The organism is Paenibacillus dakarensis (assembly GCF_001373415.1).
GTDB classification, from domain to species: Bacteria; Bacillota; Bacilli; order Paenibacillales; family Paenibacillaceae; genus Paenibacillus_AQ; species Paenibacillus_AQ dakarensis.
In genome coordinates this window covers 1-15,709 of sequence record NZ_CDSE01000028.1, presented here as the reverse complement: position 1 = coordinate 15,709, position 15,709 = coordinate 1, and the positions used below count along the sequence as shown (strand labels likewise).

At 45.7% G+C, this 15,709-nt stretch carries 13 protein-coding genes; all 13 read right to left on the bottom strand.

What is annotated here, in order from left to right; genetic code table 11:
- Positions 1-10: 10 nt before the first annotated feature.
- Complete coding sequence (gene nusA, locus BN1234_RS07855) at positions 11-1,108, bottom strand: transcription termination factor NusA (RefSeq protein WP_054956113.1); 1,098 nt, start codon at positions 1,106-1,108, stop codon at positions 11-13.
- A gap of 36 nt (positions 1,109-1,144) precedes the next feature.
- Positions 1,145-1,606 carry a ribosome maturation factor RimP gene (rimP, locus tag BN1234_RS07850; RefSeq protein ID WP_054956112.1) on the bottom strand — a complete coding sequence of 154 codons (462 nt, stop codon included), beginning with the start codon at positions 1,604-1,606 and terminating at the stop codon, positions 1,145-1,147.
- Between the two features lie 194 nt (positions 1,607-1,800).
- Complete coding sequence (locus BN1234_RS07845; protein ID WP_054956111.1) at positions 1,801-6,114, bottom strand: PolC-type DNA polymerase III; 4,314 nt, start codon at positions 6,112-6,114, stop codon at positions 1,801-1,803.
- A 151-nt stretch (positions 6,115-6,265) separates the two neighbouring features.
- Entirely contained in the window at positions 6,266-7,714 is a 1,449-nt protein-coding gene (gene proS / locus BN1234_RS07840) for a proline--tRNA ligase (RefSeq protein WP_054956110.1), read from the bottom strand.
- Between the two features lie 165 nt (positions 7,715-7,879).
- Positions 7,880-9,154, bottom strand: a complete 1,275-nt coding sequence (gene rseP / locus BN1234_RS07835) for an RIP metalloprotease RseP (protein WP_054956109.1) — start codon at positions 9,152-9,154, stop codon at positions 7,880-7,882.
- Positions 9,155-9,286: 132 nt separating this feature from the next.
- Positions 9,287-10,426 carry a 1-deoxy-D-xylulose-5-phosphate reductoisomerase gene (locus BN1234_RS07830; RefSeq protein ID WP_054956108.1) on the bottom strand — a complete coding sequence of 380 codons (1,140 nt, stop codon included), beginning with the start codon at positions 10,424-10,426 and terminating at the stop codon, positions 9,287-9,289.
- Between the two features lie 19 nt (positions 10,427-10,445).
- Positions 10,446-11,246, bottom strand: coding sequence for a phosphatidate cytidylyltransferase (locus tag BN1234_RS07825; RefSeq protein ID WP_054956107.1), 801 nt, complete (start codon positions 11,244-11,246; stop codon positions 10,446-10,448).
- Between the two features lie 19 nt (positions 11,247-11,265).
- Positions 11,266-12,033: an undecaprenyl pyrophosphate synthase gene (gene uppS, locus BN1234_RS07820; RefSeq protein ID WP_054956106.1), complete on the bottom strand. Its 768-nt coding sequence runs from the start codon at positions 12,031-12,033 to the stop codon at positions 11,266-11,268.
- Between the two features lie 68 nt (positions 12,034-12,101).
- Positions 12,102-12,656, bottom strand: a complete 555-nt coding sequence (gene frr, locus BN1234_RS07815; RefSeq protein WP_054956105.1) for a ribosome recycling factor — start codon at positions 12,654-12,656, stop codon at positions 12,102-12,104.
- A complete protein-coding gene (pyrH, locus tag BN1234_RS07810; protein ID WP_054956104.1) occupies positions 12,656-13,384 on the bottom strand; it encodes a UMP kinase in 729 nt (242 codons plus the stop codon). Before pyrH ends, frr begins: the two co-directional genes overlap by 1 nt.
- A 384-nt stretch (positions 13,385-13,768) precedes the next feature.
- Positions 13,769-14,419: a translation elongation factor Ts gene (gene tsf / locus BN1234_RS07805; protein WP_054956103.1), complete on the bottom strand. Its 651-nt coding sequence runs from the start codon at positions 14,417-14,419 to the stop codon at positions 13,769-13,771.
- Between the two features lie 145 nt (positions 14,420-14,564).
- A complete protein-coding gene (gene rpsB / locus BN1234_RS07800) occupies positions 14,565-15,263 on the bottom strand; it encodes a 30S ribosomal protein S2 (protein WP_054956102.1) in 699 nt (232 codons plus the stop codon).
- A gap of 186 nt (positions 15,264-15,449) precedes the next feature.
- On the bottom strand, positions 15,450-15,709 hold a 260-nt coding region (locus BN1234_RS07795), incomplete at its 5' end, for an endolytic transglycosylase MltG (RefSeq protein WP_170308005.1).

Sequence of the window (15,709 nt, the reverse complement as noted above, 5' to 3'; positions counted from 1 at the left end):
TCCCTTTACATTAATCGACGGAGACAGAATCCTGATGCATCTCACCCGTAAGGGTTCTTGGTCTGCCGTATTCCTGTTCCGCCTGACTCTCGCTCTTAATATCGATCTTCCATCCTGTCAATTTAGCTGCAAGACGGGCATTTTGCCCTTTGATTCCGATAGCCAGAGACAGTTGGTAGTCAGGAACAATGACGCGAGCCATCTTCTCGTCCTCAAACACCTGTACTTCCAGAACTTTCGAAGGACTGAGTGCATTCGCAACATACTCCTCGACTTTCTCGGAATAACGTACGATGTCGATCTTCTCACCGCGAAGTTCATTAACGATCGTCTGCACACGCATACCTTTCGGACCTACGCAGGAGCCGACAGGATCAACTTCCTCATTGCGGGAATACACTGCGATTTTGGAACGGAAGCCAGCTTCACGGGCAACAGAACGAATTTCCACCACACCATCAAAAATCTCAGGCACTTCAAGCTCGAACAGGCGCTTGAGCAGACCGGGATGTGTGCGGGACAACATAATCTGCGGTCCCTTCGTTGTGTTCTCAACTTTTGTAATGTACGCTTTAATCCGGTCGCCGTGCTTGAATTTCTCATTAGGCATCAGCTCTGTGAGCGGCAGAACCGCTTCAATCTTGCCCAGGTCAATGTAAATATTACGCGCGTCTTGACGCTGCAGTGTGCCTGTAACAATATCATCTTCCTTGTCGATAAAGGCACTGTAAATCAGACCCCGCTCCGCTTCGCGAATACGCTGAGTAACTACCTGTTTCGCGGTTTGAGCAGCGATACGGCCAAAATCGCGCGGTGTTACTTCAATCTCAGCGATATCCTCGATTTGAAAATGCGGGTTGATATCTCTTGCAGCTGTCAGTGAGATTTCAGTCCGGGAGTCCAGAACCTCTTCCACGATCAGCTTACGGGCATACACCTTAATAACCCCAGTATTACGGTTCATATCTACCCGTACGTTTTGAGCGGCGTTAAAATTGCGTTTATAGCTGGAAATGAGTGCCGCTTCAATCGCTTCAAACAGCACATCCTTGCTAATGCCCTTGTCTCTTTCCAATTCATTCATTGCTTCAATAAAATCCATACTCATTGAAAATCGGTTCCCCCTTTCAAAACTTCCGTGTTTCTAAAAAATGATGGCCAATCTGGCACTGGCAACTTTTTCATATGGAATAACATGTTGTTTCTTCCCGGATTTAATGACAAGCTCCTCATTTTCAAAGGATTCCAGCCTGCCTTCAAATTCTTTCATTCCATCCACAGCCTCATAGACTGTTACGAAAACGTCTTTCCCGACTGCCTTGGCCACGTCTTCCTTCTTTTTCAATGGACGCTCTGCACCCGGCGAAGAAACTTCAAGAAAGTAAGCCGTCGGAATGGGATCATTCTCATCCAGCTTTTGACTTAAGTATTCGCTGATCAAACCGCAATCGTCGATATCAATGCCGCCTTCTTTGTCAACAAACACACGCAAAAACCAATTGCTTCCCTCTTTAACATATTCCACATCTACCAGTTCAAAGCCGTGTTCATCCAAATACGGCTGCACCATTTGTTCCACAGTCGTTTTAATCTTCGGTGTGCTCAAAGAACATAACCTCCAACACTTTCATTTCCTATATACCAAAGAGTAAAGAGTGGGTTGCCCCACTCTTTACACAACGGTTTTATCTCCATGATTACCAAAAAAATTATAACATAGTCTTACAATAGTGACAAGTATCAGTCCTTGACTGTCAAGTTGTCAAGAAGCCTATTATTGCTAGTATTCAGGGCTATTATTCAAAACAATGAGAGCTGGTTACTCTCTGGTAATCCGCGGAAGCAGCCCATCTGTGTAAGCAGCTCCACTGCTGTCTTACTCGCTTTGGCTTTCTGCTGGAAGTCTTCAATCGAGAGAAACTCTCCAGCCTCTTTTGCAGCAGCAATATTGCGGGCAGCGTTATCCCCGATTCCCTGCAGGGCAGAGAAAGGAGGAATGAGCGAGTCTCCATCCACCGTAAAGCGAAGAGCATCCGAGCGGTACAGATCAATGCTTTTGAAAGAAAACCCACGGGCTGTCATCTCTAAAGCCATCTCAAGGATTGGCAGCAGGCTTTTCTCCTTCATGCTTGCCTGGAATCCTAACTGTTCAATCTCAACAATTCGTCTTAGGATCGCATCATAGCCTTGACAGCAGAGTTCAATATCAAAATCCGCCGCACGGACGGAGAAATAAGTGGCGTAATATTCAATGGGATGATAAAGCTTAAAGTAGGCGGTACGCACAGCTGAGATAACATATGCTGCGGCGTGTGCCTTCGGGAACATGTATTGGATTTTCAGACATGAATCGATATACCACTGCGGTACTTTGCATCTCTTCATCTCGTCAATCCACTCCTGTGACAGTCCCTTACCCTTACGAACACTCTCCGTAATTTTAAACGCTAGCCCTGCATCCATCCCCGCTTTATAGATCAAGAACAGCATAATATCATCACGGCAACCAATAACCGTCTTGATATTGCATGTACCATTCTTAATCAGCTCCTGAGCGTTTCCGAGCCATACACCTGTTCCGTGTGAAAGTCCCGATATTTGCAGTAAGTCAGCAAAGCTGGATGGCTGTGATTCGATAAGCATCTGCCGCACGAATTTCGTACCCATCTCTGGAACTCCGTAAGTAGCAACAGGTGAACGGATCTCCTCCGGCGTAACTCCAAGCGCTTCTGTGGAGTTGAACATGCTCATAACCTTCGGATCATTCATGGGAATCGTTGTTGGATCTACTCCTGTCAAATCCTGAAGCATACGCATCATTGTCGGATCATCGTGACCCAGTATATCGAGTTTAAGAAGGTTCGCATCAAAAGCGTGATAATCAAAGTGAGTGGTCTTCCACTCCGCGTTGACATCATCTGCCGGAAACTGCACCGGCGTAATGTCCTCGACATCAATATAATCAGGTACAACTACGATACCGCCGGGATGTTGACCGGTACTCCGCTTCACGCCTGTACAGCCGGCTGCCAGCCGGTTAAGTTCAGCACCGCGCCAGCGCTTGTGATGATCCTCTTCATATTTTTTGGCATAACCGAAAGCGGTTTTTTCCGCCACTGTACCAATCGTTCCCGCGCGAAATACGTTTTTCTCACCAAACATGACCTTCGTGTAGTTATGAGCCTCCGGCTGATATTCACCCGAGAAGTTCAAGTCGATATCCGGAACCTTGTCCCCTTTAAAACCAAGGAAGGTCTCGAACGGAATGTCCTGTCCTTCACCCTTAAGCGAACCGCCGCATTTCGGACATTGTTTATCCGGCAGGTCAAATCCGCTCGGTACACTGCCATCTAGGAACCACTCACTGTATTTACAAGAAGCATCCTTACAAATGTAGTGTGCGGGCAGCGGGTTAACCTCAGAAATGCCGAGGAATGTGGCAACAACGGAGGAGCCTACGGAGCCCCGTGAACCTACAAGGTATCCATCCTTGTTCGACTTCTTAACCAGCTTCTCGGAAATGAGATAGTTCGCCGAGAACCCGTACTTGATAATCGGCTCGAGTTCTTTCTCCAGTCGGGCAACGACAACCTCTGGAAGCTCTTCACCATAGATGGATTTGGCCGTTTCATAACAGGTGTTGCGGATCTCCTCGTCGGCTCCCTCAATAATTGGCGTAAACAGCTTGGATGGGAACAGCTCGAGTTCCTCAAACCGGTCAGCCAGATCATTGGTATTCTGAACGACGATTTCATAAGCCTTATCCTGCCCTAAATACTCGAACTCCTTCAGCATTTCATCCGTTGTCCGGAAATGAGCATCCGGTTTAGTAATATCCTTCAGCGGACTGAAGCCTGTAATACCATGAATCGTGATATCCCGGAACAGTTTATGTCCCGGTTCAAGATAATGAACATTCCCTGTCGCAATAACAGGCTTGTTCAATTTCTCTCCGATCCGGATCACTTTTTTAATAGCTGTTTTGATTTCATCCGGGCTTCCGACCAGGCCTTTTTCAACAAGATGCATATACATCGTCAGCGGCTGGACTTCCAGAACATCATAGAACTGGGCTACCTCTTCCGCTTCTTCCTCGGTCTTGTTAAGAACCGTTTCAAAGAACTCCCCTTTTTCACAGCCTGAAAGAACGATCAATCCATCACGCATTTCCACGAGCTTGGATTTCGGAATGCAAGGAACCCTCTTGAAATATTCGGTGTGAGACATCGAAACTAACTTGTAAAGATTCTTCTTGCCAACCGGATTCAAGGCATAAATACCACAGTGAAAAGGTCTCGTATTCGATAGGTCTGTACCGACATAATCATTTAGCCGGTCCAGCATCGTTATCCCTTTCACCTTCTCCACATCTGCAAGAAGTCCGTTCAGTATGCCTGCAAGTGCTATCGTGTCATCAATCGCCCGGTGATGGCTTTCCAGCATAACCTTGTACTTATCCGCCAATGTGTTCAATCGGTGATTCTTCATGCTTGGATGAATTAATCGTGCCAGCTCCAGGGTATCCAGATATGGATTCTCTAGTAGAGGCATTCCGGCATTTTTAAGTGAAGCCTGAATGAAGCCCATATCAAATCTGGCATTATGAGCGACGATTACAGCATCCCCAACAAATTTGACAAACTCTTCAAGAACCGGCTCTAAATCCGGAGCGTCTTTAACCATTTCATCCGTAATGTTTGTCAACTGCTGAATGTGATACGGAATTTTTTCATGCGGATTTACAAATGTAGCATAACGGTCGATTTCCTTACCCTCGTGCATTTTGACTGCCGCAAGCTCTGTAATTTTGTTTTGAGTAATCGATAAACCGGTGGTTTCAATATCAAATACGACGTATGTGGCGCTTTTCAATTCAATCGGCTGAGCTTGCTCCACAACATTAACCGCATCGTTTACGACATTAGCTTCTACCCCGTACATCATCTTGATGCCATTCTTTTTCGCATGTTTATCGGCATCGGGATAGCACTGTATACCGCCGTGATCACTGACAGCAATTGCCCTGTGACCCCACGAAGCAGCCGTCTTTATATATTTATCGATCGGTGTTACAGCATCCATCGCGCTCATCGTTGTATGAAGATGGAACTCTACACGCTTCACGGGGGCATTGTCTTTACGGGATGGGGGTGCCTTCACTTCACAAAGATCGGACGGAATCATGACCAGCTCGGGCACCTGCATGAACCGGTCATATTCAACACGACCTCGTGCCTTCACCCATTTACCATTTTCCAGCAGACTAAGAACCTTCAGATCATCCTTCGTTTTGGCGAACATCTTCATTTGGAGCGAGTCTGTGAAATCGGTAAGATTAAACATAAAGAGCGTGCTGCCGTTACGAAGTTCTTTGCGGTCTAGTCCGAAAATTGTCCCTTGAATCGTTATTTTCTTCTCTTCATCCTGAATTTGCTGAATGGAGACAGGCTGATCCTTGATATCATAACCAACCTGCAGCTTGATATCTCCCTCTTCCTCTTCTTCAAAATTCTCCGCTTCCAGACTCGTCATCATCGCCTGGATAACCTCTCGTTCTTCTTCACGCTTCTTCTGTTCAAATTCCTCGTATGCAGTCTGATCCGTATCACCGACACTCATCTTCACTCGAAGATTAAGTTCAAAATACTGACTGAAGAAGCGGGTGATTGCAGAGTCAATCTGCTTCTTGCGTGCAAGCTCGAGCGACATTCCATCCGACATCGTTAGAAGCAGCTGCCCTTCTTCCACTTCCTGTTTGGCTCTGGCCATCCATCCATTTACAGATGGTATTTCCCGGTGTACCCATTCCAGAAACAGACTCCAATATTCCTGTACAATATCAGCTTCCCTAACCGAGTCCTGATAACGGAATACAAATCGGATCTTCGCTATATGATTCATTTTCTCTTGTATTCTTAAACAAAAAGTGCGATACACCTCTGACGGAACGAGCGTCTCCTTCGCAATCGTAATCGCCCATTCCTTACTGCCGCGGCTTGTAACTACCTGTTCAATGACACCGTCCATAAAATAGGGTTCAATCAAACCTGACGGGACCTCTCCCTGCTTCATCAGCAGCTCAAACCGTTTTCTCTTCTCTTCCGCTGTGCCCATGGTTTCCTCCCCCTGCTTACAAAAAAATCGTTAAATAACAAACGAAAAGCCCCTGGGGAAGCACCCATTCGTCCTGTTTCCCACAGAGCGTCATGCCATCCAGAAGCTTTCCGGAATATTTATTTTCTTAGGTACCTATTACTCTATCACATTAATAAGCTCTTGCGAACAGTACGGTATGATTTGCCTCTTCTCCACATACCAGGCAAGTCTTCTTGTGTTCAGCCGGCTCAAAAGGAATATTTCGGCTTGTTGCGCCTGTTTCCTGCTTCACCGTATCTTCGCATGCTTCAGAGCCGCACCATCCGGCTAAGGTAAAGCCGCGTTTTTCTTCCATACTTTCTTTCATTTCATCAAGAGTATCTACAGAATAGAAATGTTCCTGACGGAATTCCTTCGCACGGTCATACATTTCCTGGTGAACCTGATCCAGCATCGCTTTCACTTCTTCTACCAGGTTTGCCTGCTCTATAACCTTCTTCTCGCCAGTGATCCGGGATACGAGCACACATACGCCGTTCTCCATATCACGCGGTCCAATTTCAAGACGCACAGGCACACCGCGCATTTCATATTCGTTAAACTTCCAGCCCGGACGCACATCTGTATTGTCGTCAACACGGACACGAACACCGGCAGATTTAAGCTCACGATACAATTCATCGGTACGGGCTACCACAGACTCCCAAGTCTTAGGCGGTCCAATTGGGACCATGATCACCTGTGTTGGAGCAACCTTCGGCGGGAGGACAAGTCCCCTGTCATCACCGTGCACCATAATGAGGGATCCGATCAATCGAGTACTCACACCCCAGGAAGTAGTGTGTGCGAACTCCAGCGTATTGTCACGATTCAAATATTCGATTTCAAAAGCTTTGGAGAAATTGGTACCCATGTAGTGAGATGTACCTGCTTGTACAGCGCGTCCGTCTTTCATCATGGCTTCAATGGAATACGTATCTACTGCACCTGCAAACTTCTCAGAAGGGGTCTTCTGTCCCTTAATAACCGGGATAGCCAGGTAATTCTCTACAAAATCACAATAAATATCCAGCATTTGCATCGTTTCATGACGTGCTTCCTCTTCAGTCTCATGAGCTGTATGACCTTCTTGCCATAAAAACTCACTTGTCCGCAAAAATGGAAGTGTACGCTTCTCCCATCGCACAACGTTAGCCCACTGATTAATCATCACGGGAAGATCACGATAGGACTGGATCCACTTGGAATACATATGACCAATCATTGTCTCCGATGTTGGGCGAATTGCGAGGCGTTCTTCAAGCTTTTCACCGCCGGCTTCGGTTACCCAAGGCAGCTCCGGGTTAAACCCTTCAACATGCTCTTTTTCTTTTTGGAAAAAGCTTTCTGGTATAAATAGCGGGAAATAAGCATTCCGGTGGCCCGTTTCTTTAAACCGACGATCCAGTTCATCCTTGATATGCTCCCATATCTCATAACCATCCGGTTTAAATACGATACAGCCGCGAACCGGTGAATAGTCCATCAAATCCGCTTTTTTGATGACATCAATATACCAGCGTGAAAAGTCTTCTCCCTGCGGAGTAATTTCGGTCACGAATTGTTTATCCTTAGACATAAGAATATTGTCCTCCCATATGAAAAGCATCGATTATACAGCTATCAAGCTGATGTTAGGTGTTGTACTGTTTACAGCTCATAAACAGCAATTTACTAAAATGCTTAAGTAATTAAAAAAATTTACGGCTTAGTGCGGCTGGCGCACCGAGCCGTAAATCGTTATCTAACCGTTTATTAATCGCAATATATCATTATAAGTTACGGCGATCATCAATAAGAACAGCATGGCGAATCCTATGAAATGGACCATTCCTTCACGGTTTGGATCGATCGGCTTGCCTCGCAGCGCTTCAATACCCAGAAATACGAGACGACTTCCGTCCAGTGCCGGAACAGGCAGCAGATTGAATATGCCAAGATATAAGCTAAGGATGGCAGCCCAGTAGGTCAGCTGCACAATACCCTGCTTCGCAATTTGACCTGTTACCTCAAAGGTCCGAACGGGGCCTCCCAAATCATCCATTGAGAATTGCTGAATCAACTGACTGAATCCCTGGAAAATAATATTCGTGGTATCAACCATTGCTTTTCCGGAACCTGTAATAGTCTCACCAAGTCCCGCAGAACGTGTTGGAAGTTCCGGCACGATTCCGACCTTGCCGCCTTCTTGTCCTTCCATCGAAACAGGCGTTATCGTCACATTAAACACCTGTTCACCACGACGTACAGTCCAGTCCATCGGCTTGTCCTTCGATTCCGATATAAGCTCGATCATTTTTTTGTAATCTGCACCGATTGCCGTGCCGTTTATCGTTTCAATAATGTCGCCTTCACGAAGATTCGCTGTTTCAGCCGGCATGCCTTCGGTAATTTTGCCAATCTGTACATAGGTAGGGTTCTCCACCGGAATGCCTGCCATCTGTATATGGAGGGCAAACAATATAAACGCAAGCAAGAAGTTCATCACCGGTCCAGCAAAAATAGCAAGTGCACGCTGTCCAACCGTTTTGCTTCCGAATTGACGGTCCTTAGGAGCGATTTGTGTTTCAACTCCCTTGGTAATCATCATTGCTTGAGGGTGAACCTCATACTGCTGAAACTCTCCATCTACATCGAGACGCAGGGACAGGCGCTCTTCCAGGTCAATAAACTGAACTTCACCCCGGATTACATTTTTACGATTATCCAGCTGATCCAAATAAATTCGCTTCACCTGATTCTCGCTGTTTAATCTTACGGCTATCGTCTGCCCTGCCTGAATTTCAACCAATTCAGGATCTTCACCAGCCATCCGGGCGTATCCGCCGAATGGGAGAAGACGCAGTGTGAATTGAGTTTCGTTGCGTTTATAAGAGAACAGCTTCGGACCGAAGCCGATCGCAAACTCACGAACCAAAATCCCGGCTCTTTTGGCAAAATAATAATGCCCCCACTCATGCACTGTAACGATAACAAAAAACATGAGTACCGTTAAAAAAACAACCTGTACCATTTCCAATATTGACATCCCCCTTTTCCTCTGAGAACGCAGTATGTCCCTATAGATTATCATTATTCTCTTATACACCACAAGAGAATCACATTCTGTCAGCTTTTTTCAAGGGAGATTGTTCAGATCGCTTTAGATTTCCTATAGACTTGCGGCAAGTTTGCGGGCCAAACGGTCGCTTTCTTCAATAGCCTCCAAAGCCGGTTCAGGTGTGTTTTGGTGCTTATCCAGCACGCCTTCAATGATATTCTCAATCTGCAGAAAAGAAATTTCTCTCCGCAGAAAACGGCTTACTGCAACTTCATTGGCGGCATTAAATACCGTTGGTGCCGTTCCACCCATCTTACCACATTCATAGGCCATCCTTAAACAAGGAAACCGATCAAAGTCCATTTCAAGGAATTGAAGTTTACCCGCTTCCGCCAAGGATAGCTTCTGAGATGGTGAAGGCCATCTTTCCGGATAGGTAAGAGCATATTGAATCGGTACTCTCATATCCGGATTCCCGAGCTGTGCAATGATGCTGGAATCCCGATATTGTACGAACGAATGTATAATGCTCTCCGGATGTAATAGAACATGAATCTGTTCGTACGGCAGTCCGAATAACCAATGGGCTTCGATGACCTCCAGCCCCTTATTAACCATCGTAGCTGAGTCTATCGTGATTTTCGCACCCATGGACCAATTCGGATGTTTCAAGGCATCTTCAACGGTTACATGTTCAAGCTGATCCCGGCTCAAATTCCGGAAGGAGCCTCCAGATGCTGTCAAGGTAATAAAATCTACATCCTGACGCCGCTCTCCGTTCAGACATTGAAATATTGCCGAGTGTTCACTGTCAATCGGAAGGATAGCAGCACCTCTGCTCTCAGCTAAAGACATAACCAGATGTCCCGCTGTAACCAGCGTTTCTTTATTTGCCAGTCCAATTGTTTTTCCGGCTTTAATCGCAGCCAGTGTAGACGGCAAGCCCATACTCCCTACAACTGCTGTAACCACCATATCGGCATCAGTTGCGGCAGCGACCTCAATCAGACCTTCTTGGCCATAATACAGCTGTGTACCTTCCGGAAGGTCCGGCCGAATTCGGTCCGCCAGCTCCTTCGTTGCTACCGAGACCTTTTTCGGCCTGAATTCCTTAACCTGCTGTGCCAATAAATCAATGTTGCTGCCTGCCGCTAAGCCCTCAATCTGAAAAGAATCCCGATATTTTGATACCACGTCTAATGTCTGGGTTCCGATGGAGCCGGTAGAACCTAGTACACTAATCTTTTTCATTGCTGCATCTTTCCTTTCATCAGTAAGGCAGAAGACCTAATATATGTACAAATGGAAATACTACAATCCAGCTGTCGCACCGGTCCAGAATCCCACCATGACCAGGCAAAAGAGTGCCGGAGTCTTTAATGCCATATACGCGCTTGTACGCCGATTGCACAAGATCTCCAAGCTGTCCGATTACAGCACAGGCAATTCCGATCAGTAAGGCATTGCTCAACGGTAGCAGCCCCCCTGAGAAGAAAGCGAAAACCATAGCAGTGATGACAGCAATAATCACCCCTCCAACAGCACCTTCAACCGTTTTGTTCGGACTGATCGCAGGCCATAATTTCGTACGTCCCAGCTTGCGACCTACAAAATATGCACCCGCATCACTTGCCCATATACTTGCCAGCAGCAAGAAGGTCCAGAACAAACCGTGTCCGTCAGGTGTATTGCGCGATTCCGCTATATACATAAAGCCCATTCCGATGTAGACGGACGCAAGAAACAGCAGCGAAACCTGCTGAATGCCAATTCTGTTCTTGCTGATTACCGTCACCAGTAAAAACAACAGCATTACAAGCCATATGCCATGTTCCCCGGCAAGAGGGAACGACAGATCAAGCAGTTTCCAAGGAAATACAAACATCAGAACACCAAGGTAACCTATAGCTGCGGTTCCACCGAATGGGTTTATCTTTGTCATTCGGGCAAATTCATAATAGCCGATCAAGGACATAGCCAGAATGAGAAGATGATACCAAAATCCACCCATGAAACATAATCCTAAAAAGACTGCTCCCGCTATAACTCCGGTAATCAAACGCTGCTTCATTACGTCCCAACCCCCATAACTATGTCAAGCCGCCGTAGCGCCGTGATCTGCGTTGATATTCAGCTACAGCCTCCACCAAATGTTCACTGGTAAATTCAGGCCATAAAATGTCGGTAAACCACAATTCGCTGTATGCAAGCTGCCACAGCATGAAATTGCTGAGACGCAGTTCTCCGCTCGTACGGATTAATAAATCCGGATCTGGCAAATCACCTGAAAGGAGTCGCTTACTAATCAGTTCCTCAGTAACATCCTCAGGCTGTAGGTTTCCCTCGCTAATGTCGCGCCCAAGTGCTTTGACACATTCGGTGATCTCCTTGCGGCTGCCGTAATTCAACGCAAAATTCAAAACAAGCCCATCATTTTTCGCCGTCCTTGCAACCGCTTCTTTCATCGCCTCAAGCGTATGTGAGGGAAGATCCTCGGGATGCCCCATCATGGTGACCCGAACATTTTTCTCAATCAGTTCTTCCAACTCAATTGCAAGAAACTCTTGCGGAAGCTTCATAAGGAAATCGACCTCATCCTTGGGACGCTTCCAGTTTTCCGTTGAAAAAGCATACAGCGTTAAAACCTTGATCCCCAAATCATCTGCCGCAATAGCTGCTCTCTTGACTGCTTTCATGCCATTTTGGTGTCCTATAATCCGCGGCAATCCACGTTTTTTAGCCCAACGACCGTTACCGTCCATAATGATGGCTACATGTTGAGGGATGTTGTCGGAAGAGAGCTTGGGCGCCTGCTGACTGTCCTCCTGATTCAACCACGATCGAACCCGTTTGATCATTCCATTTCCTCCAGGCATCTTTCTGCAAAAAAGAGACAAACCCCACCTTGCAGGAGGGGCCTAAGTCTCTATACTTCCATAATTTCTTTTTCTTTTGCAACGAGCACTTTGTCGACTTCGGCAATAAATTTATCCGTAGCCTTCTGGATGTCATCCTGATGTCTCCGGGACTCGTCCTCGGAAATATCCGTTTTCTCCATTTTCTTAATGTCGTCATTGGCGTCACGGCGAATATTGCGGATGGCCACCTTCGCTTCTTCACCGAACTTCTTTGTCATTTTAACCAGATCAGTTCTGCGCTCTTCTGTAAGAGCAGGAATCGACAAGCGGATTTGGTTACCGTCATTCGCCGGTGTCAATCCAAGATCTGATTTCATAATTGCTTTTTCAATATCACCCAGCGAGGATTTATCCCATGGCTGAATCATTAACGTCCGGGAATCCGGTGTTGTAATATTGGCAAGCTGGTTAATCGGGGTTGGTGCCCCGTAATATTCTACTTGAATACGGTCGAGCAGAGATGAGCTTGCCCGGCCGGCACGCAGGGTAGCGAGGTCGCGTTTTAATGACACGATTGCTTTTTCCATACGCTCTTCAGCATGTTTCTTCACCGTTTGCGGCATTAATCTACACTCCCTTTAACGATCGTTCCAATTTTTTCACCCAGAACGACTCGCTTAATATTACCTTGCTCCGTAATAGCAAATACAATAAGCGGAATGTTATTATCCATGCACAATGAGGAAGCTGTTGAATCCATAACTCCCAGATTTTTATTCAATACATCCAAATAAGTAAGCTGTTCGTATTTCTCAGCCGTTTCATCCTTGAACGGATCCGCAGAATAAACGCCATCCACTTTGTTCTTCGCCATTAGAATCACTTCAGCTTCGATCTCAGCAGCTCTCAGAGCTGCAGTCGTATCGGTAGAGAAGTACGGGTTACCCGTACCTGCTGCAAAGATAACAACCCGGCCTTTTTCAAGGTGACGGATCGCTCTGCGGCGGATATACGGTTCAGCAATCTGCTGCATTGAGATTGATGTCTGTACACGCGTAGGTACACCTATTTGCTCCAAGGCATCTTGCAATGCAAGTGAATTCATTACGGTTGCAAGCATCCCCATGTAGTCAGCAGTAGCCCGGTCAATACCGTTGGCACTACCCGCGATGCCGCGCCAAATGTTACCGCCGCCGCATACAATCGCAACTTCAACACCAAGCGCAACAACCTCTTGAACCTGCTTTGCAATGGATGTAATCGTGTCGGCATCTATACCATAACCATTTTGGCCCGCCAGGGATTCCCCGCTGACCTTTAAAATAACACGTTTAAATACAGGCTGTTCCAAATGTTTACCCTCCACTTTAAGACGGCGCCTTTCGAAAGACGCCCGTTTGAAAAACGACAGACAGACGCAAAGCATGACATGACGGCACTTTCATCGGGTAAAAAACTCCGTTTCGCATGGAAACGTCTATCGACACACCTTCAGCGTAGCAGACCGCTTTAAGCGGAAGTTTTCTTGCGATATAGAGAAGCCGTCCCCCAAGATGCATATTCTCTTCTATATCCAAGTGAAAACGATTCTCTGATCCTTTACTGGTCAGTGATCGTTTCATAAGAAATATAAGCTTAGTATAACGATATTATTATACTTAGTTATATTATTTTAAAAAAGAAGGAACACAAAGTGTTCCACTCTTTTTTAAAACCTATATTTAGCTTGACTGGCTTATTTATTCACCTGAGACATAACTTCTTCTACGAAATTGTCAACTTTCTTCTCAAGACCTTCACCAAGCTCATAACGCACAAAGCGACGAATGGAGATATTCTCACCAATTGTGCTGATTTTTTCGTTAAGAAGCGCGCTGATTGTTTTGTCTGGATCTTTTACGAAAGATTGATCAAGCAAGCAGTATTCTTCATAGTATTTGTTAATGCGGCCTTCAACCATTTTTTCAACGATTTTCTCAGGCTTACCTTCGTTCAGCGCTTGAGCTTTCAAAATTTCTTTTTCCTTCTCAAGCTCATCAGCTGGAACCTCTTCGCGACGAACATATTTAGGGCTAGCTGCTGCGATATGCATTGCGATATCACGCGCAAATTCTTTAAACTGATCTGTTTTACCAACAAAGTCAGTTTCACAGTTGATCTCAACGAGGACACCAATACGTCCGCCGCCATGAATGTAGGATTCTACAACGCCTTCTGTTGCGATACGTCCAGCTTTGCTAGCCGCTGCAGACAAGCCTTTTTCACGAAGAAGCGCGATCGCTTTATCGATATCACCGTTTGTTTCATCAAGCGCTTTTTTGCAATCAAGCATACCTGCGCCTGTTCTTTCACGAAGTTCTTTAACCGCACTAGCTGTTACTGCCATTGAAATTCCCTCCAATTGTAATTAACATAGTCATGCCGTTCCCAGCATTTTTAACATTCCGACTTTAAAAAAAGGGCAGTGAGAGGTTATCCACCTACCAACCACCCTTTTCATTTAATTTATCCTCAATACTTAAAGACCTGTATTAAGCTGTAGTTTCTTCACCTTGGTGAGCTTCTACAACAGCATCAGCCATCTTACCAGTCAGCAACTTAACCGCGCGGATCGCGTCGTCGTTACCTGGGATAACATAGTCGATTTCGTCTGGATCACAGTTAGTATCTACGATACCTACAATTGGGATACCCAATTTACGAGCTTCTGCAACTGCGATGCGCTCTTTACGAGGGTCGATAATGAACAATGCGCTTGGAAGGCTCTTCATGTTCTTGATACCGCCAAGGAATTTCTCAAGACGATCTTTCTCTTTGCGGAGAAGGATAACTTCTTTCTTAGGCAGTACTTCGAACGTGCCGTCTTCTTCCCATCTCTCAAGTTCTTTCAAACGATTGATACGTTTTTGAATGGTTTCGAAGTTAGTCAGCGTTCCGCCGAGCCAACGTTGGTTGATGTAGTACATGCCGCAACGCTCAGCTTCTTCTTTAACGGAGTCTTGAGCTTGCTTTTTAGTACCAACGAACAGGATTGTTCCGTTCTCGCCAGCAACACTCTTAACAAAGTTAAATGCTTCTTCTACTTTCTTAACCGTTTTTTGCAGGTCAATAATGTAAATACCGTTTCTTTCAGTGAAGATATATTTGTCCATTTTCGGGTTCCAACGACGTGTTTGGTGACCGAAGTGTACCCCAGCTTCCAAAAGCTGTTTCATGGAGATAACTGCCATCTTCACACACCTCCTAAGTTTGGTTTTTGTGTGCCCTCCGCCAAGGTCATTTCCCATTAAGACTTTCAAATAGAAAGCACCCTTAACGAAATCTCTCAGCGTGTGTATTAACACCGTCAATTACTATATCATAAGTATTAGGCATATGCAATTATTTTAAGCATGAAAAAAACCGTACGGAACCTGTTAAGGATTACCGGACGGCTTCTCGGATATTTTCCGTATAATGGATTGATAATTCTCCCCGACAGTAAATGTATATGTACCCGTCTGAATATGTGAATTAATCCGCTGTTTCGTAGCTTCTTTAATGAAAGCTTGTTTATCTGTAATTACACCTGCAGCGTTCAGGCCTTCTGCCACGTCACTTAAATTACTGCCCTTTGAAATGACAAAACCGACATGAGCTGGTTCAGGTGTTTTGGGTTTATTTACGGCGGGAGAAG

Coding starts and splice junctions, on each gene's coding strand:
- BN1234_RS07845 (WP_054956111.1), bottom strand. CDS start 6,114: ATGGGCACAGCGGAAGAGAAGAGAAAACGGTTTGAGCTGCTGATGAAG.
- frr (WP_054956105.1), bottom strand. CDS start 12,656: ATGCCGCAAACGGTGAAGAAACATGCTGAAGAGCGTATGGAAAAAGCA.
- nusA (WP_054956113.1), bottom strand. CDS start 1,108: ATGAGTATGGATTTTATTGAAGCAATGAATGAATTGGAAAGAGACAAG.
- proS (WP_054956110.1), bottom strand. CDS start 7,714: ATGTCTAAGGATAAACAATTCGTGACCGAAATTACTCCGCAGGGAGAA.
- rpsB (WP_054956102.1), bottom strand. CDS start 15,263: ATGGCAGTTATCTCCATGAAACAGCTTTTGGAAGCTGGGGTACACTTC.
- BN1234_RS07830 (WP_054956108.1), bottom strand. CDS start 10,426: ATGAAAAAGATTAGTGTACTAGGTTCTACCGGCTCCATCGGAACCCAG.
- BN1234_RS07825 (WP_054956107.1), bottom strand. CDS start 11,246: ATGAAGCAGCGTTTGATTACCGGAGTTATAGCGGGAGCAGTCTTTTTA.
- uppS (WP_054956106.1), bottom strand. CDS start 12,033: ATGATCAAACGGGTTCGATCGTGGTTGAATCAGGAGGACAGTCAGCAG.
- tsf (WP_054956103.1), bottom strand. CDS start 14,419: ATGGCAGTAACAGCTAGTGCGGTTAAAGAACTTCGTGAAAGAACAGGC.